Here is a 26,169-nt window from a genome sequence, read left to right as displayed (position 1 = left end):
CCCGAAAGGGTCCTGACGGGTGGAAGAAGGCGGGGCTCCGGGGGTCGGGAACACCGACGGAACGGCGCTTGGGGGTGCAACTTGTCACCACCTTATGATGGGTGTCCTGCCTTGGTGCTGAATGCGGATTTCCGTCCGCTCAGCTATTTCCCGCTCTCGCTCTGGTCATGGCAGGATGCGGTCAAGGCCGTGTTCCTGGACCGCGTCAACATCGTTTCCCACTATGACCGCGTGGTCCGGTCGCCACAGTTGGCGATCCGGTTGCCAAGTGTCATTTCGTTGAAGGAATATGTGCCCGCCACGCGCCGGCCCGCCTTCACCCGTTTCAACGTGTTCCTGCGCGACCGGTTCACCTGTCAGTATTGCGGGCGCTGGTTTCCCACGCATGAACTGACCTTCGACCATGTCATCCCGCGCTGTCGGGGTGGGCGGACCAGTTGGGACAATGTCGTCACCTCCTGTTCGGCCTGTAATCTGGCTAAGGGCAGCCGTCTGCCCAGCCAGTGCGGTATGCACCCGATGCAGGAACCGTTCGCCCCCACAGCGTACGAGCTGCAGGAAAATGGCCGCAATTTCCCGCCCACCTTCCTGCATGACAGTTGGCGCGACTTCCTGTCCTACGATGATATCGGAGACGAGGTGGCGGCCGATCCGGGTGAGGATTTGCCGGGTGCTGCCTTCCCCGCCTCCATGACCAGCGCCGAGTACTGGGGCGCCGAACTGGAGCAGGGCTGACGTGTTGGCAAGGGCCGCCGGATTGCCCAGCGTCCCCTTCCATCCCCCCCCTTTGTAATGATGGTGTTGGAAGGTCCCCGTCGGCGGGCCTTTCTTCGGTTATAGGCCGGTGTGGAGGCTGCCGGGTGGCATAGGCTTGTCTTACCCCGAAAGTTACACCTCTTCCGGCAAGTTGGATGGTTGAAGCGTGAGGCGTACGCATTAATTCTAATTTAGCTGTTTTCAATGCTTCCGAAAAAACAGTGGCGAAAATCAATAAATCGAGAAGGTGAGTTATATCTAAAATCCAATCGATCAAGAGGGCGGCATTTTATTCTAAGCAGATAGTTAAAAGGATTTCCTGAATCTTCCCCAAAAACTCTCCGTCGCTATCCTTTGTCAAGGATGGTCTCGCTCCTTCTTTGCCCGGATCGACCGTGGCCAGGAGAAATCGCATGCTGACCAAACTACGCGACCTTTCGATTGCCCGCAAATTGCTGATCGCCTTTGGCGCCCTGGTGTTGACCTCTGCGGCGGTTGGCACCATCAACCGGGCACAGCTTGCCTTCATCGAAAGTGGCAATGCCGAAACCGTCCACACCTATGAAGTGATGCGCACGGTGCGCCAATTGACCACGGCCAAGGTGGATCAGGAAACGGGCCTGCGCGGCTACATGCTGACTGCCGATACCAGCTTTCTGGAACCCTACAATAATGGTATCCGGAACTTTGATGCCAGTTTTGCCCGTGCCAGCGAACTAACCAAGGATAATCCCGAACAGCAGGCGCGCCTGCGCGAGATCAAGGAAGCGTCGGATGCATGGAACCGCGAGGTCGCGGAACCGATGATTGCCGGCATGAAGGACCCTGACACGCGGGAGGCAACCCGTGCCGCCGCAGCCGCCGGCACCGGCAAGAACCGAATGGATGCGATCCGGGCCAAGGTGGAAGAGGCCCAGAATATAGAGCGCAACCTGCTGGAGAGCCGTCGCACCGGTCTGATCAATGCCTTCTCCACGGCCAATATCGCCACCATTGCGGGGGCCGTTGGGTCGCTGATTATCGCCATCGTGGCCGGCCTGTCGCTGGCCGGTGCCATCGCCCGTCCCATCCGCGCTATGACGGACCAGATGGGCCTGCTGGCCGGTGGCGATAAGAGCATCCAGATCGACGGACTGGAGCGTCAGGACGAGGTGGGCGGCATGGCCCGCGCGCTGGAGGTGTTCCGCCAGAACGCCATCCGAACGGATGAACTGGCCGCTGAACAGACGCGCGAGCAGGAGGCGAAGCTGCGCCGGACGGAGGTTGTGGAGGGGCTGATCGCCCGTTTCGATGCCGAGGTGACCGCCGTCCTGGGCAGCGTCGCCGGCGCCACCAGCCAGCTGGATGCCACGGCCCAGGGCATGACCGCCATTGCCGAGGAAACCCGCGCCCAGGCCACCGCGACCGCCAGTGCAGCCGACCAGACCGCCGCCAATGTGCAGACGGTCGCATCGGCGGCGGAGGAAATGGCCAGCTCCATCCAGGAAATCTCCCGTCAGGTGGTGCATTCCACCCAGGTGGCCGACAACGCCGCCAGCCAGGCCGCCCGCACCAATGACACGGTGCAGACCCTGGCCGATGCCGCGCAGCGCATCGGGACGGTGGTCCAGTTGATCAGCGAGATTGCCAGCCAGACCAACCTGTTGGCCCTGAACGCCACCATTGAGGCGGCGCGTGCCGGGGAGGCCGGCAAGGGCTTTGCTGTCGTTGCTTCGGAGGTCAAGAGCTTGGCCAACCAGACGGCCAAGGCCACCGAAGAAATCGCGCAGCAGATCCAGTCGATGCAGGCCGTGACGGGTGAAGCGGTTGGGGCCATCGGTTCCATCACCGGCACCATCGCGCAGATCAATGAAGCCATGGCCACCATCTCCGCCGCCGTGGAACAGCAGAACGCCACGACCCTTGAAATCAGCCGGAATGTGCAGCAGGCGGCCCTTGGCACCCGTGAGGTCTCATCCAACATCGCCAGCGTGACCCAGGCGGCGGGAGAGACCGGTGCCTCTGCCACTCAGGTCCTGGGTGCGGCCCGCGAGTTGGGCGAGCAGGCCGATGTCATGAAAAGCCAGGTGGAGAGCTTCCTGTCCGGCATCCGGGCAGCCTGATCCCTGAACGTGTTCATTGTGCGGTTGGCCCGGTTTCCCGGCATTGGGAACTGGGCCTTGCTCTGGCAGCATGGGCCATTGTTTCTGTCCGGAATCTGCCCATGCGCTATAGCCTGCTTGCCCTGTTACCCTTGCTTCTGACTGCCTGCGCGGGTCGTGAACCGGCTCTACCGCCGGGTGCGGCCTATGTGGCCATGGGAAGTTCGTTTGCGGCCGGACCCGGTCTTCCGCCCTATGTCGCCGGTGCGCCGTCCCGTTGCACCCGATCGACGCATAATTATGCACATCAACTCGCGTCGAAACGTGGACTGGCCCTGGTGGACGCCACTTGTTCGGGGGCCACCACGGGCGCCGTGCTGGATGGTTGGAACGAGCTGCCGGCGCAGGTGGCGGCCATCACTCCCGACACAAGGCTGGTCACCCTGACCATCGGCGGCAATGATGTCCGCTATATCGGCAACATGATCTCGATTTCCTGCCGTGTCGTCGCAGCCGAGAAGGGGCAGCCGACAGACAGATGCAGCGCGCCATCCTGGCCAGATGAGGCGGGATTCCAGCATCTGGCCGGGTCCCTGGACCGGATCGCGTCAGAGGTGCGGCGTCGCGCGCCCAAGGCCATCCTGGTCTTTGTCGACTATGTCTCCGTTCTGCCTCCGTCCGGTACCTGTGCTGCCACGCCCTTGCCGGTGGCCGATGCCGATCGGTTGCGCGAGACAGACCGACATGTCCGCGAGTTGACGGCGACCGCGGCAAAACAGGCCGGTGCCTTGTTGCTGAAGGCGTCGGATCTGTCGCGCGAGCATAGTGCCTGCGGCGTGGAGCCCTGGATGAACGGCTATCCTGCCCCAACCGGTATGGCGCCATATCACCCCAACCTTGCCAGCATGACGGCCGTGGCGGAGGCGCTGGATCGGTTGCTGCCACGCTAACGGATTGGTCATGTTCCCGTTTTGTTGATGCATGGCGGCGGGACTTGCCTATACTCCGCCGCCATGAGCGAGATTGTCCCCTTCCGCCGGCCCGGCACTGACAAGGCGCCAGACGCCCCGTCGTCTGTGCGAACAGCGCCCCCGCGCCTGCTGCTGCCTGATGCGCCGGCCATTGTGGTGGGGGCACGCGGTGTCACCTGGGTGACGCCCGATGGTGAGGTGGACCTGATCCCTCATGACGAGGCGGCGTACCGTCTGCGTCACGAAAGCGTGATCCTGGCCCATGCTCGAGCCGTGGGACGGCGGCTGCGCACCGAACGGATGGCTGATCCGTTCGATCTTCTGGAGCTGTTCGCCTTTGTGCGGCCGGCACGCTTCTGCCTGCCCACGCCCAAGGGTCTGGCCGAGGCGACGGGACAGCCGGTCCCCGCCGATCCGGAGGCAGAGGCCCTGTCCTTGATCGACAGTGCCCGTGCCCTGCTGTCCGAACTTGCCGAGAATAACCGCCCGGAGCCGGACGGGGAGAAGCGCAAGCAACGCCGCGAACTGTCGGATGCCGCCGGTATCGGTTGGTTCATGGGACAGGCCGGCTGGTCCTGGGCGCCATCGGTGATGGCGGCGCTGGGCCTGCCGCATGGTCCCGGCGACGGGCGGGCACGGCGCGGTCTGATGGTGTGGAACCATCTGAAGGAATGGCAGGCCGAGGCACCAGAACCGCCGCCCGGCCATATCCCTGTCGAACCGGCAGAGGCGCGGTGGCGTTTGGCCGAACTGGTGGGCAGCGGGGCCGGTGCCGAACCCCGTCCGCAGCAGGCCGACTATGCCAGTGCCGTCTCCAGCGCCTTTACCCCGCGCGATGAACAGGGCGTGCCCAATGTGGTGCTGGCCGAGGCCGGGACGGGCGTGGGCAAGACGCTGGGCTACCTGGCCCCCGCCACCGTCTGGGCGGAAAAGAACAGCGGGCCGGTCTGGATTTCCACCTATACACGTCAGCTGCAGCAGCAGATCGACAAGGAATTAGACCGGCTGCATCCCGATCCGGCGGTGAAGGCGAAACGGGTGGTGGTGCGCAAAGGGCGGGAGAATTACCTCTGCCTCTTGAACCTGGAAGAAGCCGCCAACGTCGCCCATACCCAGCCCGCCTATGCCAATGCCATCGGCCTGATGGCCCGCTGGGCGGCGGCTACGCGGGATGGCGACATGGCGGGCGGGGATTTTCCGGGTTGGCTGGTCGATATTCTGGGCAAGGGCCGCACCATGGGCCTGGCCGACCGGCGCGGTGAGTGCGTCTATAATGCCTGCTCCCACTATTCGCGCTGCTTCATCGAGAAATCGGTCAGACGGGCGCGCAAGGCCGACATCGTGGTCGCCAACCATGCCCTGGTCATGGTGCAGGCGGCGCTGGGCGGTGGTGACGATGCCTATGTTCCCACCCGTTATGTGTTTGACGAGGGGCATCATGTGTTTGACGCCGCCGACAATGCCTTTGCCGGCCATCTGACGGCGGCGGAGGCGGCAGAGTTGCGCCGCTGGCTGCTGGGGGCCGAGGTGTCGGGTCGCAGCCGCGCCAGGGGCCTGCGCCGCCGGGTGGAGGATCTGGTTGGCGGCGACAAGGTCTCGCTCGAACTGCTGCAAGAGATACAGCAAGCAGCCCAGATCCTGCCCGGTGAAGCATGGTCGCAGCGTATCCATGGCGGAGAGGTCAAGGGCCCGCTGGAGGCGTTCCTGACCGGGGTGCGCGGGCAGGTCTATGCCCGCGCCCAGGGTGTGGATAATCCCTACAGCCTGGAAACCGACTGCAAGCCCGTGGCGGACGGTTTGGTCGATCTGGCCGTGGAACTGGACATCGCCCTGCTGAAGCTCGCCACGCCGCTGGAAAAGCTGGCGGACCGGTTGAAGGAGATGCTGGACGAGGAAAGCGACGAGCTGGAGGCCGAAACCCGCCGCCGCATGGACAGTGTGGCGCGGGCCTGCAAGCGCCGCGCGCAGAATGAGGTCAATGGCTGGCGGTTGATGCTGCAAAGCCTGAAGGACGAAACGCCGCGCAAATTCGTCGATTGGTTCGGGGTGGAGCGGGTGGAGGGGCGCGATTTCGATCTGGGCATGTATCGCCACTGGGTCGACCCTACCATCCCCTTTGCCGACACCGTTGGCACCGTCGCCCATGGTCTGGTTCTGACCAGCGCCACCCTGACCGATGGCACCGGCGATATGGAGCAGGATTGGCATGCAGCACACCTGCGCACCGGCACCGTGCATATGGGGGCCACGGCGCTGCGCGCCGCCGTGCCCAGCCCGTTTGATTATGCCAGCCAGACCCGCGTGCTGGTGGTGAACGACGTGCGCAAGGATGATCTGGGACAGGTGGCGGCGGCCTATAGAGAGCTGTTTCTGGCGGCGGGCGGTGGCGGGTTGGGCCTGTTCACGGCCATTCAGCGGCTGCGCGCCGTTCATGAACGCATCGCCGAACCGCTGGAGGAAGCGGGCATCCCCCTGCTGGCCCAGCATCTGGACGGCATGGATGTGCCCACCCTGGTGGATATTTTCCGGGGCGAGGAGGATGCCTGTCTGTTGGGTACCGATGCCGTGCGCGACGGCGTGGATGTGCCGGGCCGCTCCCTGCGCCTGATCGTGTTCGATCGGGTTCCCTGGCCCCGGCCCGACATCCTGCACAAGGCACGGCGGAACTATTTCGACAAAATCGCGGGCCGTCGCGGCTTTGACGACATGATCACCCGCCTGCGCCTGCGTCAGGCCTTTGGTCGGCTGGTCCGCCGCGCCGACGATCAGGGCGTGTTCGTGCTGCTGGACCCAATGATGCCATCCCGCCTGATCGGCGCCTTCCCCGATGGCGTGGAGGTGCGGAAAGTGGGGCTGGCCGAGGCGGTGCGGGTGACGAAGGGGTTCCTGCACCGCCCCGACTGACGGGGGTCAGGCGCCCGGCAGACCCTTACTGGTCGAATACTCAAAGTGCAGCACATGGTCAGGGTGGACCAGCCCATGCGCCGCGTGCGCGGCCATCGCCGCCTCGCTGAACCCGCAAAGGATCAGCTTCAACTTGCCCGGATAATGCGCGATATCGCCGATGGCGAAGATGCCGGGGGCCGACGTGGCGAGCGTGCGCTGATCGACCAGGATATGGCCCTTTTCCATATCCAGGCCCCAATCGGCGATGGGCCCCAGGTTCATGGCGAGGCCGAAGAAGGGCAGCAGGACGTCGGCGTCCAGCACCTTTTCATTGTCATCCAGGTCGGCGACGCGCACGCCCGTCAGCTTGCCGTCCGTGCCCTCCAGGCCGGAAAGCTGGTACGGCACCACCATTTCCACCTTGCCTTCCTTCACCAGCGCATCCAGGCGGGACACGCTTTCGGGGGCGGCGCGGAATTTGGGGCGGCGATGGACGACCATGACATGGGCGGCCACTTCCGACAGGGAATTGGCCCAGTCAACGGCACTGTCGCCGCCGCCGGCAATGACAATGCGCTTGCCTGCGAAATCCTGCCGCCGCTTCACCAGATAGAAGATGCCCGTCCCTTCATAGGCCTCCAGACCGTCCAGCGGCGGCTTGTTGGGGCCGAAGGCACCGACGCCCGCCGCGATGATCACGGCCTTGGCGTCGATGATCGTGCCCTTGTCGGTGCCCACGCGCCAGCCGGCATCGGTTCGGGTCAAGGTCGTGACCTGCTGGCCCAAATGATAGGTGGGGTTGAAGGGGGCGGCCTGTTCGGCCAGCTTGTCGATCAGATCCGCGCCATCAATGGCCGGGTGGGCGGGGATGTCATAGATCGGCTTTTCCGGGTACAGCGCCGCGCATTGCCCACCCACCATGTCGAGCGCATCCACCACATGGGTGCGCATCTTCAACATGCCGCATTCAAACACGGCAAACAGGCCCACGGGACCCGCGCCAATGATGACGACATCGGTGGAATGGCTGTTCTCGGACGACATGCAAACGCTCCCCATCGGGCGGACATCACAACAGGCGGGTTTGGTGCCGCGTTTCACGCGCGATGGCAAGTGCGGATGCGCGGATGCGGGATTGCGTCGCCCCTTGCGGTGCGGGGGTCTTTTGTCGGAGTCTGGGGGCATGATCCTGGAAAGCCACTTCGAATGACCCTGACCCTTTCCCTTGCCGATGAGGCCGCGACCAAGGCGCTGGCGGCACGTCTGGCCCCGCATCTGCGGGCCGGCGATGTGGTGACCTTGCGCGGTGACCTGGGTGCCGGTAAGACGGCGCTCGCCCGGTTCCTGATCCGCCATCTCGCTGGCGATGAGGCGGAGGAGGTGCCAAGCCCGACCTTCACCCTGGTCCAGACCTATGAGCATCTGACGCCCGCCATCTGGCATTTCGACCTGTACCGCCTGACCGATCCGGGGGAGGTGGTGGAACTGGGGTGGGAGGAGGCGCGCGACGCCTGCGCCCTTGTCGAGTGGCCGGAACGACTGGGGCCGCTGCTGCCGCGTGACCGGCTGGATGTGCAACTGACGCTGGACGGGCCGACGGCGCGGCAGGTGGTCATTACGGGCCATGGTGCCTGGGAAGAACGCGTGGCGGGGATATGAGTGTGATGCGTGAGGACGTGATTATCGGCTTCCTGGCCACGGCCGGCTGGGGCGACGCGGTACGGGTCGCCATGGGGGCCGACTGGTCCACCCGCCGCTATGAACGGCTGATACAAGCCGACGGGGCCAAGACCATCCTGATGGATGCGGCGGGTGATGGGGTGGGGCAGGTGGCACCCTTTGTGCGGCTTTGCGGCCTGCTGCGCGATGTGGAGCTGTCAGCGCCCGTGATCTTTGCGGAGGATCAGGGCCAGGGCCTGCTGCTGCTGGAAGATTTCGGGGATGACAGTTTCGCTGCCCTCCTGGAACGCGGGGACGATCCCTGGCCGCTTTACGGTGTCGCGACCGACGTCCTGTCGCATCTGCATCAACGCTTTGATCCCGGCACCGCCCCGGATGTGCAGCGCTATGACCTGACCCTGTTCACCAAACAGGTGGCGCTGTTTGGCGATGCCTATCTGGATGCGGCAGGCAATCCACTGACCCCGGCCGGACGGCGGGCGTTAGATGAGGCCTGGGTGAGGGTGCTCACCCATGTGCTGGGCATCGTGCCGGACAGTCTGCTGCTGCGCGATTATCACCCCGGCAACCTGATGCTGCTGGACCGTCGGGGCGTGCGGGCCTGTGGCCTGCTGGATGTGCAGGATGGGGGTATCGGGCCGGTCAGTTATGATCTGTTGTCGCTGTTGCAGGATGCGCGGCGCGATGTGCCGGACGATATCCAGGCGGCGATGATCGACCGCTATCTGGTGTCCATGCCCAGCCTGTCGCGCGATGCTTTCCTGGCCAGTTACGCCGTGATGGGGGCCATGCGCCACGCCCGCATCCTGGGCCGCGTGGCGCAGCTGGCGGCGGGCGGGGGTAAGGCCAAGCAACTGGCCTTCCTGTCCCGCGTCTGGAGACAGTTCCGGACGGCCATCGCGCACCCGCTCTTGTCGCCATTACAAAGTTTCACGGATCAACATTTGCCCCCTGACGGTGCCGTACCGCATATTCTGGGACGTTGATAGAATTGGAGTGAGTTCGATGTCTTTCATGCCCAAGCGGGCGATGGTGCTGGCGGCCGGTCTGGGCCTGCGCATGCGCCCGATCACCTTGGAAACGCCCAAGCCGCTGGTGACCGTCGGTGGCCGTACCATGCTGGACCACGCCCTGGACCGGCTGGAAGCCGTCGGCGTGGAAGAGGCGGTGGTGAACGCCCATTGGCTTGCCGATAAGATCGCTGCGCACCTTGAGGCGAACCCCCGCCGCAACCTGAAACTGACCCTGTCGCGCGAAGAGACGCAGCTGGAAACGGGCGGTGGCGTGAAGCATGCCTTGCCGCTGCTGGGCGACGATCCGTTCTTTGTGGTCAATGCCGATATCGTCTGGCTGGACGGGCCGGTGCCGGCGCTGAAGCGGCTGGCCGCTGCCTGGAACCCGGAGCTGATGGACAGCCTGCTGCTGGTCACACCGACGCCCAGCGCCATCGGTTATGACGGACGCGGCGATTACCTGATGGACCCCGATGGCCGCCTGTCGCAGCGCCCGGACCTGGAAGTATCGCCGTTCGTGATGGCCGGCGTGTCGATCATGACGGCAGCACAGTTTGCTGGCTCGCCCGACGGTGCCTTTTCAAACCTGCTGCTGTGGCAGCGGGCAGAGGCAGCGGGACGCCTGTTCGGTGTCCGGCATGAGGGCAACTGGTACCATGTCGGCACACCCAATGCGGTGCCGCTGGTCGACAGCCATCTTCAGGCCCCGGCCAGCCGCGAGGTCGTGCCCTGATGGCCCCTACCCCGCCGCCCGCCAGCGTCTTCACCCTGGCGCCCAACCTGCCCTTTGTCGATGCGCTGGCGGCGGGCCTTTGGGAACAGGCGGGCGGGGATGCGCTGGCGCTGAACCGGTTCACCGTGCTTCTGCCCACGGCCCGCGCCGTCCGATCGCTGCGGGAGGCGTTTTTGCGCCTGTCAGGCGGGCGACCCATCCTGCTGCCCCGGATGGCGCCGCTGGGCGATGTCGATGGGGACGAAGTATCGCTGATGATGGATGGGGTGACGGGCAAGGCCGGCGGCCTGGACCTGCCCCCCGCCATCGCACCCTTGCGCCGGCAATTGCTGCTGGCCCGCGCCATCGCCGCCGCCGGCGACCGGTTTGCCAAGACCCGCGCACAGGCGGCGCGGCTGGCGCGTGAACTAGCCAAACTGCTGGACCAGACGCAGACGGAAATGGTGGGGTTCGACCGGCTGCATGCCCTGGTTCCCGATGATTATGCCGAACATTGGCAGGTGACCCTGTCCTTCCTGTCGATCATCGTTGACCAATGGCCGGCGATCCTGGCTGCCGAAGGGGCCGTGGACCCGGCACAGGAACGCAATAACCGCCTGCTGGCCTATGCGGCGGCGCTGCGCGCGGCACCGCCCGCCCATCCGATCATTGCCGCCGGCTCCACCGGCTCAATCCCCGCGACATCCGAATTGTTGGCCACCATTGCACGCCTGCCCACCGGATCGGTAGTGCTGCCGGGGTTAGACCGGGATTGTGATGATGCAACGTGGGAAGCGCTGGACGATGCCCACCCGCAATTCGGCCTGAAGCAACTGATCGACCGCATCGGCGTGACGCGCGATCAGGTGCCGGACTGGACCCTTGCCGCCGGTGTCGCCCCGTCCTGCCCGCCGGCCCGCACGGCCCTGATTGCAGAGGCGCTGCGCCCCGCCGGCACCACGGAGGCTTGGCGTGATCTGGGCGACCTAGACCCCAGCGCCCTTTCCGGCCTGACCCGCATCGATGCCGCAACACCACAGGAAGAGGCCGGCATCATCGCCCTGATCCTGCGTCAGGCGCTGGAAATGCCGGGACAGACGGCGGCCCTGGTCACGCCTGACCGCAATCTGGCCCGCCGCGTTGCCACCGAACTGCGCCGCTGGGACATCCGTGTGGATGACAGCGCAGGCCGCCCCCTGGCCCAGACACCGGTCGGGTCCTATCTGCGTCTGATCATGGATACGGCGGTACAGGGGGCACCGATCCCGTTACTGTCGCTGCTGAAACACCCGATGGCCGGGGCCGGCTGGCCGGCAGGGCAGTTGCGGCGGCAGGCGCGGTTGCTGGAAACCGCCATCCTGCGCGGCCCCCGCCCACCCGCCGGTTTGGAAGGGTTGCGCCACGCCATCCGCTTCATGGCATCGGACGCCGCCGAAAAGCGTCGCCGCATCACCAACCCCAGCATCCGCGACGACCTGCTGACTATGGTGGACCGGCTGGATGCTGCCATGGGCAGCCTTGCGGCGGCGGTGGCCGATGGCGAGGAGCGCCCCCTGTCCGACTGGCTGCGCCTGCATATCGGTGCCGCCGAGGCGCTGGCGGCACTGGAGGGGGAGGCCGGGTCCGACCGTCTTTGGCGCGACAAGGATGGAGAGGCCGCCGCCCAGTTTATTGATGAACTGCGTGAGGCGGCGGACGGTTACCCGCCGCTGGGCGGCAAGGATTATGCGGGTTTGATGGAGGTGCTGATCGCCGGCAAGGCCGTGCGCTCCGCCTTCGGTCTGCATCCGCGCCTGCATGTGCTGGGCCTGATGGAGGCTCGGTTGCAGCAGTTTGACGTGATGGTCCTGGCCGGGCTTAATGAGGGGACATGGCCCCCCGCCCCGCCGCCCGACCCCTGGATGTCGCGCCCCATGCGCCGGGATTTCGGCCTGCCCGCGCCAGAGCGTATGGTGGGACAGGCAGCCCACGATTTCGCCACCTCGTGCGGGGCGAAGACCTTGTACCTGACGCGGTCGGAACGGGTGGAGGGCACGCCAACGGTGCCGTCACGCTGGCTGTTGCGGCTGGATACCGTGCTGGACAAGGCGGGTCTGCGCGGGCGGATTGAGGCGGATGGCGATTACTGGCGCGGCCTGTGGCAGGCGCTGGACCGCCCGGCACAGGTGCGCCCCTGCCTTGCTCCCGCCCCGAAGCCACCCCTGTCGGCCCGCCCCCGCAAGCTGTCGGTCACCCAGATCGAAACCTGGATGCGCGACCCCTATGCTATCTATGCGGCCAAGGTGCTGGACCTGTCCGCCCTGGACCCCATTGATGCCGATCCGGGGGCGGCGGAGCGGGGGGAGATCATCCACAGGGCACTGGATCTGTTCGTCAGCCACTATCCCGACATGTTGCCGCCGGACCCGCTGGGCGAACTGATCGCTATCGGGCGCGGGGCCTTTGGCGACCTGCTGGACCAGCCGGGTGTCGCCGCCTTCTGGTGGCCACGTTTTGAGCGGGTCGCGGAATGGTTCGTCGCGCAGGAGACGGAGCGGCGACGTACCATCAAGCCGCTGGCCACAGAGGTCACGGGCCGCATCACCCTGCCCGGTCCTGGCGGCGACTTCATCCTGACAGCCAAGGCCGATCGCATCGACCGCACGCCCACTGGCGGCTTGGTCCTCATTGATTACAAGACTGGTACCCCGCCCACGGGCAAGGAGGTGCGGCTTGGCAAGGCCCCGCAATTGCCGCTTGAGGCGCTGATCGCCAGCGGCGGCGGGTTTGAGCATGTGAAGCCGGCCCCTGTGGAAGGGCTGGAATATTGGCGCCTGTCGGGGGGCGATCCCGCAGGCACCATCCAGATGTTGAAGGAGGACCCGGCGGCCCTGGCGGTGGAAGCGCGCGAAGGCCTGTTGGACCTGATCCATCAGTTCGATGATCCCGACATGCCCTATCACAGCCAGCCGCGCCCTGCCTGGGCCCCCAAATATACCGATTACGCCCACTTGGCCCGGATCAAGGAGTGGTCCGCCGGCGGCGGGGGAGACGCAGAGGGATGAACGACGAAATCCGCCTGCTGGCCGAACAGCTTCTGACCCAGGGGGAAACGGTGTTGAGCGAGCGGGAACGCCGGGTCCTGTCCCGCATTGCCCATCGCCGCGCCATTTCCCGCAACAGCCATTCCGAGTTTGAAGCCAGCATGACCTTTGGCGACCGTCTGGCCGACAAGGTGGCGACGGTGGGCGGCTCGTGGAGTTTCGTGATCGCCTTCGCCCTGGTCATGGCGGTGTGGATGGGGCTGAATGCCGCCTTCTGGGGTTTCGCCTGGGACCCGTACCCGTTCATCCTGTTGAACCTGATGCTGTCCACCCTGGCGGCGGTACAGGCCCCCATCATCATGATGTCGCAGAACCGGCAGGCTGCCAAAGACCGGGCCCAGGCCAACATGGACTACGAGGTCAACCTGAAGGCCGAACTTGAAATCATGGCCCTGCATGAAAAACTGGACCGGCTGCGCACAGATGAGCTCGAAGCCCTACTGCGCCGACAGCAGGAGGAAATTACCCTGCTGCGGGCGGCGGTGGAAGCGCTCAAAACCTAGCTGGAGCGGACCGGCCTTCCATCCTACCGCAGGGTCTTGAAGCGCTCTGTCGCCTGCACCAGGGCCATGCGGACGCCGGGTTCCATGGCGCTGTGGCCGGCATCCGGCACGATGATATAATCGGCTTCCGGCCACGCTCGGTGCAATTCGTCGGCCGTGCGGATGGGGCAGACAATGTCGTAGCGGCCCTGCACGATGACGGCCGGGATATGCCGAATGGCCCGGATATCGCGCAGCAGTTTGTCTTCCGGGTCCAGCATATTGTTGCGGAAGTAATGCGCCTCAATCCGCGCCAGCCCCAGGGCGTGGTTATCCTCACCCGAGGCGGAAACCAGTTCCGGGCTGGGCATCAGGGTCGAGCAGGACCCTTCATACATGCTCCACACCCGCGCGGCGGGCAGATGGATGGCCGGGTCGGGGTGGGTCAGTCGCTTCCAGTAGGCTTCCAGCAGATCATTGCGTTCGGCCACGGGGATATAGGCGTTGAAATGGTTCCACGCCTCCGGGAATATCTGTTTCATCCCGTAAAGGAACCAGTCGATCTCCGACCGGCGCATCAGGAAGATGCCGCGCAGCACCAGGCCGATCACCCGGTCGGGATACGCCTCCGCATAGGCGATGGACAGGGTGGAACCCCATGAACCGCCGAACACCATCCAGCGGTCGATGCCCAGATGCGCGCGCAGCGCCTCCAGATCCCCCACCAGATGTGGGATATCATTATTGCGCAGGTCGCCCAGCGGTGTGGAACGACCGGCCCCGCGCTGGTCCAGGATGATGATGCGGTAGAAGGTGGGATCGAAAAACCGGCGATGGGTGGGCGAGGCACCGGCCCCCGGCCCGCCATGCAGGAACAGCACGGGCACGCCATCGGGATTGCCGCTCTGTTCCCAGTAAAGGTTATGAACATCGTCGACCTGCAACCGGCCGGTCTGGAAAGGGTCGAGCGGGGAGAACAGATCGCCGCGGGGCATGGATGCATCCGTTTGTTGTTCCGCTGATTGTAGGCAAGCGCAACGCGCAACGCAAACCGTCCGCGCGGACAAAGCTGGGGGAAATCGCGGCGGGTTAGGATCGTGTCATGATAACCACCCGCCCGCCCTATGCCCGCATCGATGATGACAGCCTGACAGTGCTGCTCATCGAATTCTATGCCGCTGCCCGCCTGGACCCGCTGCTGGGGCCCCTGTTCCAGACCATGGTGGGGGATGGGGATGAGGAATGGGCCGCCCATCTGCACCGGGTACATGATTTCTGGTCGTCGGTGACCATGGGCACGGGGCGATATGGGGGCCGACCCATGCAGGTGCATGCGGGCATTCCCGGCCTGGATGCCACGCATTTCCAGCGCTGGCTGGACTTGTTCGCACAAAGCACGGACCGGCTGTTCACCCCGCCTGCCGCCGCCTTCCTGCGTGACAAGGCCGCCCGGATGGGTGAGGCGTTGCAGCAGGGCATTGCCATGGCGCGCGACGATTGAAGCCGGGCCTTGCGTCCGGCCCCGCCACCCCCCATCTTGACGTCATGACCGATCCCGCCCACCCGCACTCTGACCTTGCCGACCCGCGCCCGCGCGGGGCCATCGGCCAATGGTCTGACCGGGTAAAGGCGCTGACTCTGCTGGTGCTGCTTGCCTGTGCCGGCGTTCTGGCCGGGCTGGGCGGGGGTGAGGGGGATCGGGCGCGCGAAGGACTGACGGCCAGTGGTCCCGGTCTGCGCGCCACCCTGTCGGAGGCGCCGGCCGCGCTGGCCGCCTTGCCTGATGGGCAGCGCCGTGCCGATCTGTCTGGCGGGGATGACCCACCGCCGGTCAAGATCGTGGCGGCCAGCCCACCCTGGATGCCGGTCCCGGTTGCCCTGGACAGATCGTCCCTGCCGCCGGTTATCATGGGGCCTGTCATGGCCCGCGCTGGCCATGCCGCCCGCATGCCGACCGGTCCGCCCACCGAACTTTCCGTCTGATCCATCCTGATCTTTGAATGCGCAGGGCACGCGTGGCCGATGCCCACCCCTGCGTTCATGCCGGAAAGTCCTTAATCATGAAAAAGTCTCTGTTCTTCTACGCCACCGCCCTGCTTGCGGCGGGCGGTGTCATGACCGTCAGTCGTCAATGGGGTGGCTTCATGCTGCTGGCCACCTTCATTCTGTGGTTCCTGCACAGTGTCTTTGCCAGCACAGATGGCACCGGTCGGCAGCTTTGACACTCCCGATTATCCGGGCGCTGCCGCGCTGCTCAGTGCCTGGATAATCGCTTGCCAGTCATCAATGACCGTGCGCAGGCGCGATTTCACCATCAGCAGAATGGTGAGGTCGCGGCTGCGGTCGATACGCGGCCAGGTACCGAAATAGCCAGGGCTGGAGATCGTGGGGCAGGCACCGCCGGCCTCTCGCTGTTCGCACCACATGCCAATGCCGTAACCCTGCATGGCTGCGGCAGCGTTTGGCTGTTGCTTGCGCCGGGCGTCCCCGATCTGGTCATGCTCCATGACCGGGAAGATGTCTGCCGGCAACAGGCGCTGCCCGTCTGCCATCACGCCCTGCCGCGCAATCAGCAGCAGAATCCGCTCGAAATCGTCTGGGCTGGCGATCAACCCACCGGCCACCCCCCAGCGGTCGCCCCAGCGACAGGCGGGCGACAGGCCCAGCGGGTCGGCAATCAGACGGCGGAACAGGCTGTTCCAATCAGCCCCGCCCGCCTGTTCGGCCATGAACGCCGCCACTTCCATCGACACCCCGGCATAAGCGAAGACCTGCCCAGGTTCTCCGATCAGGTCCATATCCGTCAGCTTTGCCGCCGCCGCCTGCGGGGTGGGATAGCGGCGATCCTGCCAGAAGGGGCCGGTGTCCGGCAGGGCCGAGGTATGGCTCATTAACTGAGCCAGCGTGATGCCGGCTTTTGGCCCAGTGCTGACCAGCCCGGCATCAGCCAAGGTCATGTCCAGCCGCAGCCGCCCCTGGCCCACCAGCGCCATGATCACAAGCCCCGCCACCCATTTGCTGGCCGACGCCACATCAATGGCGGTGCCGGGACCGATATCGCCGAAATAGCCGCGATACAGCACGCGCTCCCCCTGATGCGCGATGGCCGCCACCCCGTCCAGCCGATGCCGGCGGATGGCATCCTTTATCAGCGCCGTCACCCGCGGCAGGTCCGGCGATGTCGGATCGACGGGCAGGGCGACAGCGGTGGGAAACGGCAGCAACAGGCCGGCGGCAAGGCTGGACAGAAACAGACGGCGGCTCTGCATGGGCATGCTCCGGGTGTGGGTCTGTGCCTGATACGACCCAGCCACCCTGACCCTGCCGCCAGCCCTCACTCAAACCGATGCGGCACGAAGCGGGATGTGTCGCGGGTGACGGCGGTGCTGTCCTCACGGATACCGATACCCCGGCATTCATCGCCCACCATCCAGGCGCCGATCACGGCATGATGGTCACGCGTCACGCCCTTGATGTCCGGCCCCCGCGCCGACACCACCGGCGACCAGGCCTGATAGACATAGCCCTCTTCGCCATAAGGTCCAGCCACGTCCAGTTCGCGGGTGGTGGGGCGGCCATCGGGGCCCATCGTGACGACGCTGATATTGGCGCCTTCCCGGCCCAGCAGTGGCTTTGCCACCACGCGGGTACCGGCGGCAAAGGCCCGGCGGTCGAAATGTGCTTCCACCAGATAGGGGTGGTGTGGGTACATTTCCCACAGAACCGCCAGCAGCCCCTTGTTGGACAGCAGCATCTTCCAGGCTGGTTCCACGACCCGGATATCATTGCGCTGTGTCAGGGTTAGCAGGTTGCCGCCGAAATCATCGGCCACCAGCCATTCCCAGGGGGTCAGCTTGAACAGGCACTTGATCTCCTGTTCCTCCAGGTCGGTGAAATAGCTACGGGTGCGGCGGTTCAGGTGGTCCTGCTCCTCTGTCCAGCCGATGTCGGACAGGGCAATGCTCTTGGTCGCCAGCCCGGCCTCAATGGCCGTGTCCTGGAGATAGCGCAGCGTGCCCTCATCCTCCGTATGCGGCATGGCGCAGGTCAGGTGCAGGGCGCGCCCCGCCTCCCACTCGCCGCGCCGGTCGCTGTCATCGGCCAGCAGACGGTCGGCGCGCAGCAGGGCCTTCCACTGATCGACCAGGGCCTCATGGATGGAATTGAACTGGTCCCCGTCGGGGAATACATCCTCCAGCCAGGCCCATTGCGCTACCGCCGCCTCATAGAGGCCCGTGGGCGTGTCGGCGTTATATTCCAGCAACTTGGGCATTCCATCGCCGTGCCCCGCCCCGCCATAGGCGAGATCGAAACGGCCATAAAGGGAGAATTCCTGGCCTTGCTGATGGCGCTGCCAGGACGCTTCGATGGCGGGGATGGAATGGGCGGGGATGTTCAGCAGCGGATAGAGCCGTTCATCGATGATGCGCTTGGCGGCGGCCAGACACATCTTGTGCAACTCGTTGCCTGCTTCTTCCAGCAGATCGATCTCCGCCTCGCTGAATACCCAGCAGGCACTCTCATCCCAATAGACGCCGCTTGGGTCCTCGTCGGTTGGGATGGTGTGGAAATCAAAGCCCAGCGCTTCCATGCGGGCTTTCCAATCGGGACGCGGTCGGATGGATTGGCGATGCATGGCGCTATCCGCTGTGCTGATGGGTGCTGGACGGTAAGGGGACGAGGATCTGTGGTCAGGAACCGCCGCCGCCGAACCGGGCCGACGATTTGCCAAAGCCGCCGCGGCTGGTGGATTTGGTGGTGGTCCCCACCTGCGCCGACTTGCCCCGTACCTCGGTCTTCATGCCAAAGCCAGTCTTGCCCTGGGTGAAGCTGTCGCGGCTGACCGGGGCGCGGCCCAGGCTACCGCGACCGCTATACATGAACCCGTCACGGTCGATATAGATGGGGCGCGGGTAATAGTAACCGCCGCCGGCCCCGATATAGCCAGCGCCATATTGCGGGGGCGGCTGCAAGGCCTTGGCCAGCATGAAGCCCATCAGGGCCGGCACGAAGACGTTGCTCAGGCTGCCATCCGGCTGCGACAGGACCATGGGCTGACAGGCACCATTGCCCATACTGGCCTCGCACGCCGCAGCCGTGTCGAAGCGTGGGGTGGATTGCAGGTGCAGTTGCTTGGCCTGTTCAAAGGCGCTGTTGCATTCCTGCTGGCTGAACTCCACCAGACACGCCTCCACCGTCGGGAAGATGCGGGCCTCTGTCTCCTGCACGTCATCGCCGCCGCAGCCCGACAGCATCAGGGCCGCCGCCCCCCCGACAAGCAGGGTGGAGACATGGGCGGAACGGCGGCGTTTGCGCTGTTGGTCGGTCATGGCGGCCCGGATGGCGATGGTGGCGGGTAACGGTTGCAGTCAGGGGCGTTGCGGCCCTACTTGCTCCACTTGTCGGTGATGGCCAGCGGGGCGGCGGCGGGCGACGGACCCTTCAGGCGGGCCAAACGTTCCTGCACCGACAGGGCGGGTGCCCCGCCCTTGCCCACGGCGGCCAGGGCCGCCTGGATATCGGCATCGCCCATATCATCGGCGGACTTCCGCGACAGATCGCCCAGGGCCTGGGCCTTCATTCGCGCCGCTTCGGCATTTGCGCGGGCCTCATTGGCGCGGCGGGTCATGGCATCGATGGCGGTGTTCAGCTTCGATCCGCCATCATCACGCAGGCCGGCCACCTGGGCGGCGCGGTTGGCACGCTCGCGCTCACGCTCCTCCTGGATGCTGGCGCGTTGCATGTCGCGCTCGGCCTTGGCCAGGGCCGACTTGGCCTCGGTCAGGGCGCGGGCCTTTTCGCGATAAGCGACCTCTGCTTCTGCGACCAGGGCCTCGGCCTCGTCGGCCTCCCGCTCCTCGATGGCGACCTCGCCTTCCAGTTCCTCCAACTGGGCCAGCAGCTTGGCCAGGCTGGCCTCCAGGCTGGCCAGACGCTCGCCCTCGGCGGTGGCCAGCAGGTTGTTCAGATGCTCGGCAGCGGCCAGACGGCGGTCATAATTCTCCCGCGCTTCGACCGCTTCCTTGCGCTCACGCTGCATATCGACGCGCAGGTTGGTCAGCAGCTTGCCGGCCTTGTCCAGATCGGCTTCCATGACCCGCAACTGGGCAACGGACGCGCTCTTGGGGTCCATGGCGACCAGGGCATCCACCACCTGGCGGCCCACCTTCTCACCCTTCACGCCCAACAGCGTGCGGAAGAACTGCATCATTGGAACTGGCTCCTCAAGACCAAGCAGAACGGCCCCGCCGGTCACAGCCGGGCGGGGTTAATCAGAGATGGGGAGGCCGGGTTTAAACCGAAAGCGCCCCGGCATTCAAAATTCCCATGGCAATGGACAAGGTGCCCAGCGTGACGCCATAGCCCAGCTTGTCCGCCTCAATCCCCTGCCGGAAACCGGGCAGCAGGAAACAGACGGCGACAAACACCAGCAACTGACAGACCAACGCCAACCCACCCCACATCAGCAGCTCGGCGACCGAGTAGGTGCCCCGCGCCACCGATGACAGGGCGATGGCCATGCCGATGGCGGTCCCGCCCATGCTGGTCGCAGCCGCCGAATTGCCCTGCCGGATCAAGGCCCACTCGCGATAAGGCGTGATCAGCGTATAGGCCAGCAAGGCCAGGGCCAGCAGCGCCACCGAGGCGCCGACAAAGGTCAGGTAAAGCGGCAGGGTCTCGAACATCGATCCGTTGCTCCTTATGGGCGCCCACAGGCCACGCATTTGCCCGCACGCTACGAGAGCGCGCCGGAAATTGCAAAAAATGTTTGGATGACAGGCGGGACGTGCAAGGGGGCTGAAGTAATTAATCGCAATGTAACCAACTTCTGGCACCAGCCCCACAACGAAAAAGGCCGCCGGGTTGCCCCGACAGCCTTTTCCTTACTCACATCATCCCGAAAGCCGGGAAGTCCCCCTCAGGCATCAGCCCTCGGTGGCCTCTGCCTTCTTGGACAGGTCTTCGCCGGTCACCTGATCGACGACCTTCATCGACAGCTTGACCTTGCCGCGATCGTCGAAGCCCAGGACCTTGACCTTGACCGCATCGCCCTGCTTCACGACGTCGGTGACCTTGGCCACGCGCTCGTTCTTCAGTTCGGAGATGTGGACCAGACCGTCGCGGCTGCCCAGGAAGTTCACGAAGGCGCCGAAATCCATGACCTTAACGACCTTGCCGTCATAGATCTCGCCCACTTCGGCTTCGGCCACGATGCCCTTGATCCACTTGATGGCGGCGTCGGAGCACTTGCTGTCGACCGCCGACACCTTGACGGTGCCATCGTCTTCGATGTCGATCTTGGCGCCGGTCTGTTCCACGATTTCGCGGATGACCTTGCCGCCCGAACCGATGACGTCGCGGATCTTTTCCTTGGGGATGTTGATGACGGTGATGCGCGGGGCGTTGCCCGACACTTCGCCGCGCGCGGTGTTCAGCGCCTTGTTCATCTCACCCAGGATATGGATGCGGCCCTTCTGGGCCTGCGCCAGCGCGATCTTCATGATCTCCTCGGTGATCGAGGTGATCTTGATGTCCATCTGCAGGGCGGTGATGCCCGCTTCGGTGCCGGCGACCTTGAAGTCCATATCGCCCAGGTGATCTTCATCACCCAGGATGTCGGACAGGACGGCGAACTTGTCGCCTTCCTTGATCAGGCCCATGGCGATGCCGGCGATGGGGCGGGCCAGCGGGGCGCCGGCATCCATCAGCGACAGCGACGTGCCGCACACCGTGGCCATGGAGGAGGAACCGTTCGATTCCGTGATTTCTGACACGACGCGCAGCGTGTAGGGGAAATCTTCCTTGGACGGCAGCAGCGGGTGGATGGCGCGCCAGGCCAGCTTGCCATGGCCGATTTCACGGCGGCCCGGAGAACCCATGCGACCGGCTTCACCCACGCTGTACGGGGGGAAGTTGTAATGCAGCATGAAGCTTTCGCGGTATTCGCCTTCCAGCGCGTCGATGATCTGCTCGTCCTGGTTCGTGCCCAGGGTGGCGACCACGAGGGCCTGAGTCTCACCGCGGGTGAACAGGGCCGAACCATGGGCGCGAGGCAGGATACCAACTTCGGCCACGATCTGGCGGATGTCCACGGTGGAGCGGCCGTCGATGCGCTTGCCCGTCTCCAGAACGGCGCCGCGCAGAACATCGGCTTCCACTTCCTTGAACATCTCGGAAATGGCTTCGGGCGCGAACTCTTCCTTCAGCGCGGTCTTGGCCTTGTCCTTGGCGGCACCCACGGCGGCATAACGCTCCTGCTTGACCAGGATCGAATAGGCGGCCTTCACGTCGGCACCGGCAACCTCCAGGATGCGGGCCTTGACGGCAGCCTTGTCAAAGGCCGGCGGGGCGATGTCGCGGGGTTCCTTGGCGCAATCCTCGGCCAGGGAGATGATCAGGTCGATCACGGGCTGGAACTGGGCATGGCCGAACGTGACGGCGCCCAGCATGATCTCTTCCGACAGTTCCTTGGCCTCGGACTCGACCATCAGCACGCCTTCCTGCGTACCGGCGACAACCAGATCCAGGGTGGCGTTTTCCATCTGGTCGGCGGTCGGGTTCAGGATGAACTTGCCATCCTCATAACCGACGCGGGCGGCACCGATGGGGCCCAGGAAGGGCAGGCCGGAAATGGTCAGCGCGGCGGACGCGCCGATCATGGCGACGATGTCGGGATCATTCTCAAGATCGTGGCTCAGCACGGTGCAGACGACCTGCGTCTCGCAGCGATAGCCATCGACGAACAGCGGACGGATCGGACGGTCGATCAGGCGGCTGACCAGCACTTCCTTTTCCGTCGGACGGCCTTCACGCTTGAAGAAGCCGCCGGGGATCTTGCCCGCGGCGAAGGCCTTTTCCTGGTAATTCACCGTCAGCGGGAAGAAATCCACGCCCGGCTTCGGCGACTTGGCGCCGACGGCAGTGGCCAGCACCACCGTGTCGCCATAGCTCACCATGACGGCGCCATCGGCCTGACGGGCGATCTTGCCGGTCTCGATGACCAGCTTGCGACCGCCCCATTCCATTTCCTTGCGGAATACCTTGAACATCGTATCGATCCTTCCATCCGAAACCCGCAACACCCCGGATTGGGCGGCCGGGCCGGGGCCCGTTCGGACGGCCCCGCCTGTTTCTTGCCCCTTCAGTACAGCATTTCTGCGCATTCCGCACGGCGCGCATGGGAAAACGGCCAGCCGGAAGGGGTCCCGGCTGGCCGTCCACACCTTAACTCTGACGCGGGTCCCGACGGTTCCTACCGCCCAGGGGCCCGCCGCCGGCACGCCATCCCCCACCGCCGGAGCGGGTGTGGAACGGGGCGTGGGCGGTGGGCTGCATGTTCACGTCGAACATCACCTTGGGCGTTCGGTTCCGTAACCGTCGCGACCGGCCCGCCTTAGCGGCGCAGGCCCAGGCGCTGGATCAGGCTGTCATAACGAGCCTTTTCCTTGCCCTTCACGTAATCCAGCAGACGGCGGCGTTGACCGACCATCACCAGCAGACCACGGCGCGAGTGGAAATCCTTCGCGTGGGTCTTCAGGTGTTCGGTCAGGTTGTTGATGCGCTCGGTCAGGATGGCAACCTGAACTTCCGGCGAACCGGTATCGCCTTCCTTGGTCTTGTACTCTTCGATCAGCGCAGTCTTGCGCTCAGCCGTGATCGACATCAGATGTCTCCACATTAAGATGATTGAGGGTGAACGCACCCGGCACCGCGAAGGTGCCCTATCGACCGGGTTCCGGTATCCCGGAACGGGTACGCGCCCACGCGTTACGGGGCCGTGCCGGGATGTCGTCCAGCACGGTCCCGCACGGGCGGGCGTCGATATGGGTGGGTTGATGCGCCAAACCCGGCTTCCGGTCAAGCGGAATCCTTGGATTTCCGCGCCTGTCCGGGCATGGCTGCGTCCCTGACGGGCTCAGGCTCAGTTCTCGACCGGCAGCCAGGGGATGCTGGCGATGGGGACACCCTCCTCCCGCAGTGCCTCGGCCTGCTTAGGCGACGTTTCGCCATAGATGGCGCGGCTTTCCACCTCGCCATAATGGATCTTGCGGGCTTCTTCGGCGAAACGGTCGCCCACATAATCGGCGTTCTTTTCCACCTGGGTGCGCAGGTCGCGCAGGTGCCGCAGGATTTCGGCCTGCGCCTCGCGTACCGCGTCGGGCACAGGTGGTGCCTCAACCGGCACCGGGGTATCCGCCGCCGGTGCGGGGGGCGGCGCGTCGCGGTCGCGCGACCGGCCACCCTTGGCAATGGCGGGGGCCATTGGTGCCTTCTCGATCTTGGCGTCGCCGCACAGGGGGCAGGTGATGGCGTGCGAAGCCGCCTGCGCCTCATACGCGGCACCGTTACGGAACCAGCCCTCGAACCGGTGGCCCAGGCTGCATTTCAGGTTGAAAAGGATCATGGCACAGAAGACGGAAGGAACGATGACAGATAGATGGCCCGGCGGGGCCCGTGGGGCAAGCCTGTTGCCATCCGGTGTGCCATGTCTCGCCCGCTTGCGGGTGGAAACCAGTGACATTGCACTAAAAACGCGTGCGCCTTTATCCATGCCATTTTATTAAGGGTTTATCCATTTTCAGCCCGCAATCATCAGATGGCGCGCGGTGACCATCCCCCTATTTCGCTGGAGGTACAATGATCCGCCATCTTCCTGCGCTGTTGGCGCTGCCACTGCTGCTGGCCGCCTGCCAGACGACCAAGCCTACCGAATTGTCCGCGCAGGAGAAGCGCGACACATCCACGACGCTCACCCTTTCCGCCGATGGAAGGGTATCGGCGCAATCCGGTCAGAAGGCTGCTGTTGGCTGGGTCGATAGCCCGGATGCGGCGGGCCTGCGCTTTGGCGACGCCCCCTTCCTGGTTCCGCGTCAGGTGGCGGGCATGAATTTGTCGGGCCGCAGGGCCAGCCCAGGGCGCGACATCGATGGCCTGGTGCAATATGGCACTGCCGGTCAGGGCACCTGGGCGACCTTGTTCGTCTATAAGGCCAGCGCGTTTGACGCCGATCTGACGGTAATGACCAGCACGCAATCGGCCGCCATCATGTCGGCACCGGGCCGGCGGCTGGTCCTGGATACGACGGCATCCTTGCCTGGCGGTGACGCAACACCTGTTCTGCGCCAGCTTCTTTGGCAGGAGGAGGTCGGGCGGGCCAGCACGCTGGTGGCGCTAAGCGGCGGTGACTGGGTTGTTAAGCTGCGCGTCAGCGGTCCCGACCGCGCCCGTGTGGAGCAGGTGACGCAGGCCGCGCTGGCCGGCCTTCGCGTCGATCCCCAAACAAAGCTGTCTCCCGTGCTGGCGGAAAAGTTGCGGCCCCAAGCCTGCCCAAGCCCGCAGCAGGGGCCACAGGCCACCAAGACCGCCCTGGACATGGGCAGCAGCATCGTCGAAGCCGCCCTTCTGGGGCCGGGTGGCCATGTCTGGACCTGGCCACCGGAAGCGGCTGGTGAGGTGTGCATCGAGTTGGAGGGCAGGGAGGAGCGGCGCCCCTTCCTGTTGCTGCGGCGACAGGATGCGGATGGCAAGGCCAAGGGCTGGCTGGCCCCGCTGGGGGATGCCGGCATTGCCCTTGAATGCGCTCCCGGTGTTGCCAGTGGCCTGGAGATGGAAGGCGCGAAGGCGAAATATGTGCTGCGCCTGCATGCGCCCGGCGGTGGGGAGGTCATCGCCGGCTATGACGCCCTGCCCAACCGCGAACAGATGTTGAAGATAATCCGCGACATGCTGGGCGCACCCATCCCCCTGCCTCCGGCGGCGTGATGCTGCCGGTGTGGTGGTTAAGAAGCGTATGGATCAGAAATGTCGATTTTGATCCATACGCCTCAAAGCTGCCCTTGAAGGACGCCGGGCCGGCACCGGCAGGCTTCTGACAAGGCTGGGTTTGCAGTAGCATCCCGCATCATGAGTCATGTCCTGCCATTCTCCCCGCCGTCACCCTGGATCGCCCGTTTTGCGCCGCTGCTGCGGCCTGGGGGGCGTATGCTGGATGTGGCCTGCGGCGGTGGGCGGCATCTGCGGCATTTCCGGGACCGTGGATTGGCGGTTACGGGTGTGGATATCGACTTGCGCGGTGTCGCCGACCTGACGGGCATGGATGGTGTAACCCTGATCCAGGCTGACCTGGAGGGACCGAATGGTTGGCCGCCTAGCCTGTCGGACTTTGATCTGGTGGTGGTCACCAACTATCTGCACCGCCCGCTTCTGCCCGCCATCGCGGGCGCCGTAAAGCCGGGTGGGTTCCTGCTGTACGAAACCTTCGCCAATGGCAATCAGCGCCATGGCCGCCCGTCCAGCCCCGCTTTCCTGCTGCGCGAGGGGGAGCTGCTGCATCTGGCCATGGGGCAGGGATTGCAGGTGGTGGCCTTTGAACAGGGAGAGGTGTCCAGCCCGAAGGCCGCCATTGTGCAGCGGTTGGCAGCACGGCGCCCCCTTGGTACCGCCGCAGATCTGAATGGTGACCCCGAACCTGTGCCCCTGCCGCCGGCCTGATCCGTCGTGATCT

The 26,169-nt window shown here is 65.1% G+C and carries 23 protein-coding genes and 1 pseudogene; 14 read left to right on the top strand and 10 right to left on the bottom strand.

Translation table 11 applies throughout. The annotated features are described in order from the left end of the window. Positions 1–81 precede the first annotated feature (81 nt). The 4 genes and pseudogenes from C0V82_RS10080 to C0V82_RS10065 form a co-directional block, all read left to right on the top strand. Positions 82–624: pseudogene (locus C0V82_RS10080) on the top strand (HNH endonuclease); the annotation flags it as partial. A 545-nt stretch (positions 625–1,169) separates the two neighbouring features. Beyond that, positions 1,170–2,858, top strand: a complete 1,689-nt coding sequence (locus tag C0V82_RS10075) for a methyl-accepting chemotaxis protein (RefSeq protein WP_102112224.1) — start codon at positions 1,170–1,172, stop codon at positions 2,856–2,858. Between the two features lie 101 nt (positions 2,859–2,959). After that, positions 2,960–3,787 carry an SGNH/GDSL hydrolase family protein gene (locus C0V82_RS10070; RefSeq protein WP_102112223.1) on the top strand — a complete coding sequence of 276 codons (828 nt, stop codon included), beginning with the start codon at positions 2,960–2,962 and terminating at the stop codon, positions 3,785–3,787. A 63-nt stretch (positions 3,788–3,850) separates the two neighbouring features. Beyond that, on the top strand, positions 3,851–6,712 hold the full coding sequence (locus C0V82_RS10065; RefSeq protein ID WP_102112222.1) for an ATP-dependent DNA helicase: 2,862 nt from the start codon (positions 3,851–3,853) through the stop codon (positions 6,710–6,712). A 6-nt stretch (positions 6,713–6,718) separates the two neighbouring features. Here the strand turns inward: C0V82_RS10065 and C0V82_RS10060 are convergent, their stop codons facing one another. After that, positions 6,719–7,738 carry an NAD(P)/FAD-dependent oxidoreductase gene (locus C0V82_RS10060; RefSeq protein WP_102112221.1) on the bottom strand — a complete coding sequence of 340 codons (1,020 nt, stop codon included), beginning with the start codon at positions 7,736–7,738 and terminating at the stop codon, positions 6,719–6,721. A gap of 162 nt (positions 7,739–7,900) precedes the next feature. Here C0V82_RS10060 and tsaE point away from each other — a divergent pair, with 162 nt between their 5' ends. The 5 genes from tsaE to C0V82_RS10035 are packed head-to-tail and all read left to right on the top strand — an operon-like array spanning position 7,901 to position 13,685. Next, on the top strand, positions 7,901–8,353 hold the full coding sequence (gene tsaE, locus C0V82_RS10055; protein ID WP_102112220.1) for a tRNA (adenosine(37)-N6)-threonylcarbamoyltransferase complex ATPase subunit type 1 TsaE: 453 nt from the start codon (positions 7,901–7,903) through the stop codon (positions 8,351–8,353). A gap of 5 nt (positions 8,354–8,358) precedes the next feature. Further along, entirely contained in the window at positions 8,359–9,360 is a 1,002-nt protein-coding gene (locus C0V82_RS10050; RefSeq protein WP_158659846.1) for an aminoglycoside phosphotransferase family protein, read from the top strand. Positions 9,361–9,379: 19 nt separating this feature from the next. Continuing rightward, positions 9,380–10,120, top strand: a complete 741-nt coding sequence (locus C0V82_RS10045; protein ID WP_102112218.1) for a nucleotidyltransferase family protein — start codon at positions 9,380–9,382, stop codon at positions 10,118–10,120. Next, positions 10,120–13,143, top strand: coding sequence for a double-strand break repair protein AddB (gene addB, locus C0V82_RS10040; RefSeq protein ID WP_102112217.1), 3,024 nt, complete (start codon positions 10,120–10,122; stop codon positions 13,141–13,143). The genes C0V82_RS10045 and addB overlap by 1 nt, the downstream gene beginning before the upstream one ends. Continuing rightward, positions 13,140–13,685 (top strand): DUF1003 domain-containing protein, encoded by a 546-nt coding sequence (locus tag C0V82_RS10035; protein WP_102112216.1) that lies wholly within the window; start codon positions 13,140–13,142, stop codon positions 13,683–13,685. The genes addB and C0V82_RS10035 overlap by 4 nt, the downstream gene beginning before the upstream one ends. A gap of 23 nt (positions 13,686–13,708) precedes the next feature. On the opposite strand, the gene pip is transcribed toward C0V82_RS10035, so the two are convergent. Next, a complete protein-coding gene (pip, locus tag C0V82_RS10030) occupies positions 13,709–14,659 on the bottom strand; it encodes a prolyl aminopeptidase (protein WP_102112215.1) in 951 nt (316 codons plus the stop codon). Positions 14,660–14,766: 107 nt separating this feature from the next. Here pip and C0V82_RS10025 point away from each other — a divergent pair, with 107 nt between their 5' ends. The 3 genes from C0V82_RS10025 to C0V82_RS26845 all read left to right on the top strand — a co-directional run bounded on the left by C0V82_RS10025 (position 14,767) and on the right by C0V82_RS26845 (position 15,886). Then, positions 14,767–15,165 (top strand): group III truncated hemoglobin, encoded by a 399-nt coding sequence (locus tag C0V82_RS10025; RefSeq protein ID WP_102112214.1) that lies wholly within the window; start codon positions 14,767–14,769, stop codon positions 15,163–15,165. Between the two features lie 44 nt (positions 15,166–15,209). Further along, entirely contained in the window at positions 15,210–15,647 is a 438-nt protein-coding gene (locus C0V82_RS10020; protein ID WP_158659845.1) for a hypothetical protein, read from the top strand. 77 nt (positions 15,648–15,724) lie between these two features. Further along, entirely contained in the window at positions 15,725–15,886 is a 162-nt protein-coding gene (locus tag C0V82_RS26845) for a hypothetical protein (protein ID WP_158659844.1), read from the top strand. Positions 15,887–15,895: 9 nt separating this feature from the next. Here C0V82_RS26845 and C0V82_RS10015 read toward each other — a convergent pair whose 3' ends face one another. The 8 genes from C0V82_RS10015 to C0V82_RS09980 all read right to left on the bottom strand — a co-directional run bounded on the left by C0V82_RS10015 (position 15,896) and on the right by C0V82_RS09980 (position 24,069). Next, the gene (locus C0V82_RS10015) at positions 15,896–16,933 is read right to left on the bottom strand and encodes a serine hydrolase domain-containing protein (RefSeq protein ID WP_158659843.1); all 1,038 of its coding nucleotides are present in this window, start codon (positions 16,931–16,933) and stop codon (positions 15,896–15,898) included. Positions 16,934–16,998: 65 nt separating this feature from the next. After that, positions 16,999–18,300, bottom strand: coding sequence for a glutathionylspermidine synthase family protein (locus tag C0V82_RS10010; RefSeq protein WP_102112211.1), 1,302 nt, complete (start codon positions 18,298–18,300; stop codon positions 16,999–17,001). Between the two features lie 55 nt (positions 18,301–18,355). After that, complete coding sequence (locus C0V82_RS10005; protein ID WP_102112210.1) at positions 18,356–18,994, bottom strand: DUF1190 domain-containing protein; 639 nt, start codon at positions 18,992–18,994, stop codon at positions 18,356–18,358. Between the two features lie 56 nt (positions 18,995–19,050). Continuing rightward, positions 19,051–19,875, bottom strand: a complete 825-nt coding sequence (locus C0V82_RS10000; RefSeq protein ID WP_102112209.1) for a hypothetical protein — start codon at positions 19,873–19,875, stop codon at positions 19,051–19,053. A gap of 82 nt (positions 19,876–19,957) precedes the next feature. After that, a complete protein-coding gene (locus C0V82_RS09995) occupies positions 19,958–20,350 on the bottom strand; it encodes a DUF350 domain-containing protein (RefSeq protein ID WP_102112208.1) in 393 nt (130 codons plus the stop codon). Between the two features lie 240 nt (positions 20,351–20,590). After that, positions 20,591–22,714 carry a polyribonucleotide nucleotidyltransferase gene (gene pnp, locus C0V82_RS09990; protein ID WP_102112207.1) on the bottom strand — a complete coding sequence of 708 codons (2,124 nt, stop codon included), beginning with the start codon at positions 22,712–22,714 and terminating at the stop codon, positions 20,591–20,593. Between the two features lie 344 nt (positions 22,715–23,058). Then, positions 23,059–23,328 carry a 30S ribosomal protein S15 gene (rpsO, locus tag C0V82_RS09985; protein WP_102112206.1) on the bottom strand — a complete coding sequence of 90 codons (270 nt, stop codon included), beginning with the start codon at positions 23,326–23,328 and terminating at the stop codon, positions 23,059–23,061. A gap of 258 nt (positions 23,329–23,586) precedes the next feature. Next, positions 23,587–24,069, bottom strand: a complete 483-nt coding sequence (locus C0V82_RS09980; RefSeq protein ID WP_102112205.1) for a DUF1178 family protein — start codon at positions 24,067–24,069, stop codon at positions 23,587–23,589. Positions 24,070–24,302: 233 nt separating this feature from the next. On the opposite strand from C0V82_RS09980, the gene C0V82_RS09975 reads away from it, so the two are divergent. Together C0V82_RS09975 and C0V82_RS09970 are read left to right on the top strand one after the other, a co-directional pair. Then, positions 24,303–25,427, top strand: a complete 1,125-nt coding sequence (locus C0V82_RS09975) for a hypothetical protein (RefSeq protein WP_102112204.1) — start codon at positions 24,303–24,305, stop codon at positions 25,425–25,427. Between the two features lie 141 nt (positions 25,428–25,568). Continuing rightward, a complete protein-coding gene (locus tag C0V82_RS09970) occupies positions 25,569–26,156 on the top strand; it encodes a class I SAM-dependent methyltransferase (RefSeq protein WP_102112203.1) in 588 nt (195 codons plus the stop codon). Positions 26,157–26,169: the final 13 nt, after the last annotated feature.

The organism is Niveispirillum cyanobacteriorum, from assembly GCF_002868735.1.
Lineage (GTDB): Bacteria > Pseudomonadota > Alphaproteobacteria > Azospirillales > Azospirillaceae > Niveispirillum > Niveispirillum cyanobacteriorum.
The sequence above is the reverse complement of the archived record's forward strand: the minus strand, read 5'-3'. Positions and strand labels throughout refer to the sequence as shown.

What these genes read in the sequence shown, in the direction of transcription:
- C0V82_RS10075 (WP_102112224.1), top strand. Translation starts at nt 1,170, where the DNA reads ATGCTGACCAAACTACGCGACCTTTCGATTGCCCGCAAATTGCTGATC.
- C0V82_RS10070 (WP_102112223.1), top strand. Translation starts at nt 2,960, where the DNA reads ATGCGCTATAGCCTGCTTGCCCTGTTACCCTTGCTTCTGACTGCCTGC.
- C0V82_RS10065 (WP_102112222.1), top strand. Translation starts at nt 3,851, where the DNA reads ATGAGCGAGATTGTCCCCTTCCGCCGGCCCGGCACTGACAAGGCGCCA.
- C0V82_RS10060 (WP_102112221.1), bottom strand. Translation starts at nt 7,738, where the DNA reads ATGTCGTCCGAGAACAGCCATTCCACCGATGTCGTCATCATTGGCGCG.
- tsaE (WP_102112220.1), top strand. Translation starts at nt 7,901, where the DNA reads ATGACCCTGACCCTTTCCCTTGCCGATGAGGCCGCGACCAAGGCGCTG.
- C0V82_RS10050 (WP_158659846.1), top strand. Translation starts at nt 8,359, where the DNA reads ATGCGTGAGGACGTGATTATCGGCTTCCTGGCCACGGCCGGCTGGGGC.
- C0V82_RS10045 (WP_102112218.1), top strand. Translation starts at nt 9,380, where the DNA reads ATGTCTTTCATGCCCAAGCGGGCGATGGTGCTGGCGGCCGGTCTGGGC.
- addB (WP_102112217.1), top strand. Translation starts at nt 10,120, where the DNA reads ATGGCCCCTACCCCGCCGCCCGCCAGCGTCTTCACCCTGGCGCCCAAC.
- C0V82_RS10035 (WP_102112216.1), top strand. Translation starts at nt 13,140, where the DNA reads ATGAACGACGAAATCCGCCTGCTGGCCGAACAGCTTCTGACCCAGGGG.
- pip (WP_102112215.1), bottom strand. Translation starts at nt 14,659, where the DNA reads ATGCCCCGCGGCGATCTGTTCTCCCCGCTCGACCCTTTCCAGACCGGC.
- C0V82_RS10025 (WP_102112214.1), top strand. Translation starts at nt 14,767, where the DNA reads ATGATAACCACCCGCCCGCCCTATGCCCGCATCGATGATGACAGCCTG.
- C0V82_RS10020 (WP_158659845.1), top strand. Translation starts at nt 15,210, where the DNA reads ATGACCGATCCCGCCCACCCGCACTCTGACCTTGCCGACCCGCGCCCG.
- C0V82_RS26845 (WP_158659844.1), top strand. Translation starts at nt 15,725, where the DNA reads ATGAAAAAGTCTCTGTTCTTCTACGCCACCGCCCTGCTTGCGGCGGGC.
- C0V82_RS10015 (WP_158659843.1), bottom strand. Translation starts at nt 16,933, where the DNA reads ATGCAGAGCCGCCGTCTGTTTCTGTCCAGCCTTGCCGCCGGCCTGTTG.
- C0V82_RS10010 (WP_102112211.1), bottom strand. Translation starts at nt 18,300, where the DNA reads ATGCATCGCCAATCCATCCGACCGCGTCCCGATTGGAAAGCCCGCATG.
- C0V82_RS10005 (WP_102112210.1), bottom strand. Translation starts at nt 18,994, where the DNA reads ATGACCGACCAACAGCGCAAACGCCGCCGTTCCGCCCATGTCTCCACC.
- C0V82_RS10000 (WP_102112209.1), bottom strand. Translation starts at nt 19,875, where the DNA reads ATGATGCAGTTCTTCCGCACGCTGTTGGGCGTGAAGGGTGAGAAGGTG.
- C0V82_RS09995 (WP_102112208.1), bottom strand. Translation starts at nt 20,350, where the DNA reads ATGTTCGAGACCCTGCCGCTTTACCTGACCTTTGTCGGCGCCTCGGTG.
- pnp (WP_102112207.1), bottom strand. Translation starts at nt 22,714, where the DNA reads ATGTTCAAGGTATTCCGCAAGGAAATGGAATGGGGCGGTCGCAAGCTG.
- rpsO (WP_102112206.1), bottom strand. Translation starts at nt 23,328, where the DNA reads ATGTCGATCACGGCTGAGCGCAAGACTGCGCTGATCGAAGAGTACAAG.
- C0V82_RS09980 (WP_102112205.1), bottom strand. Translation starts at nt 24,069, where the DNA reads ATGATCCTTTTCAACCTGAAATGCAGCCTGGGCCACCGGTTCGAGGGC.
- C0V82_RS09975 (WP_102112204.1), top strand. Translation starts at nt 24,303, where the DNA reads ATGATCCGCCATCTTCCTGCGCTGTTGGCGCTGCCACTGCTGCTGGCC.
- C0V82_RS09970 (WP_102112203.1), top strand. Translation starts at nt 25,569, where the DNA reads ATGAGTCATGTCCTGCCATTCTCCCCGCCGTCACCCTGGATCGCCCGT.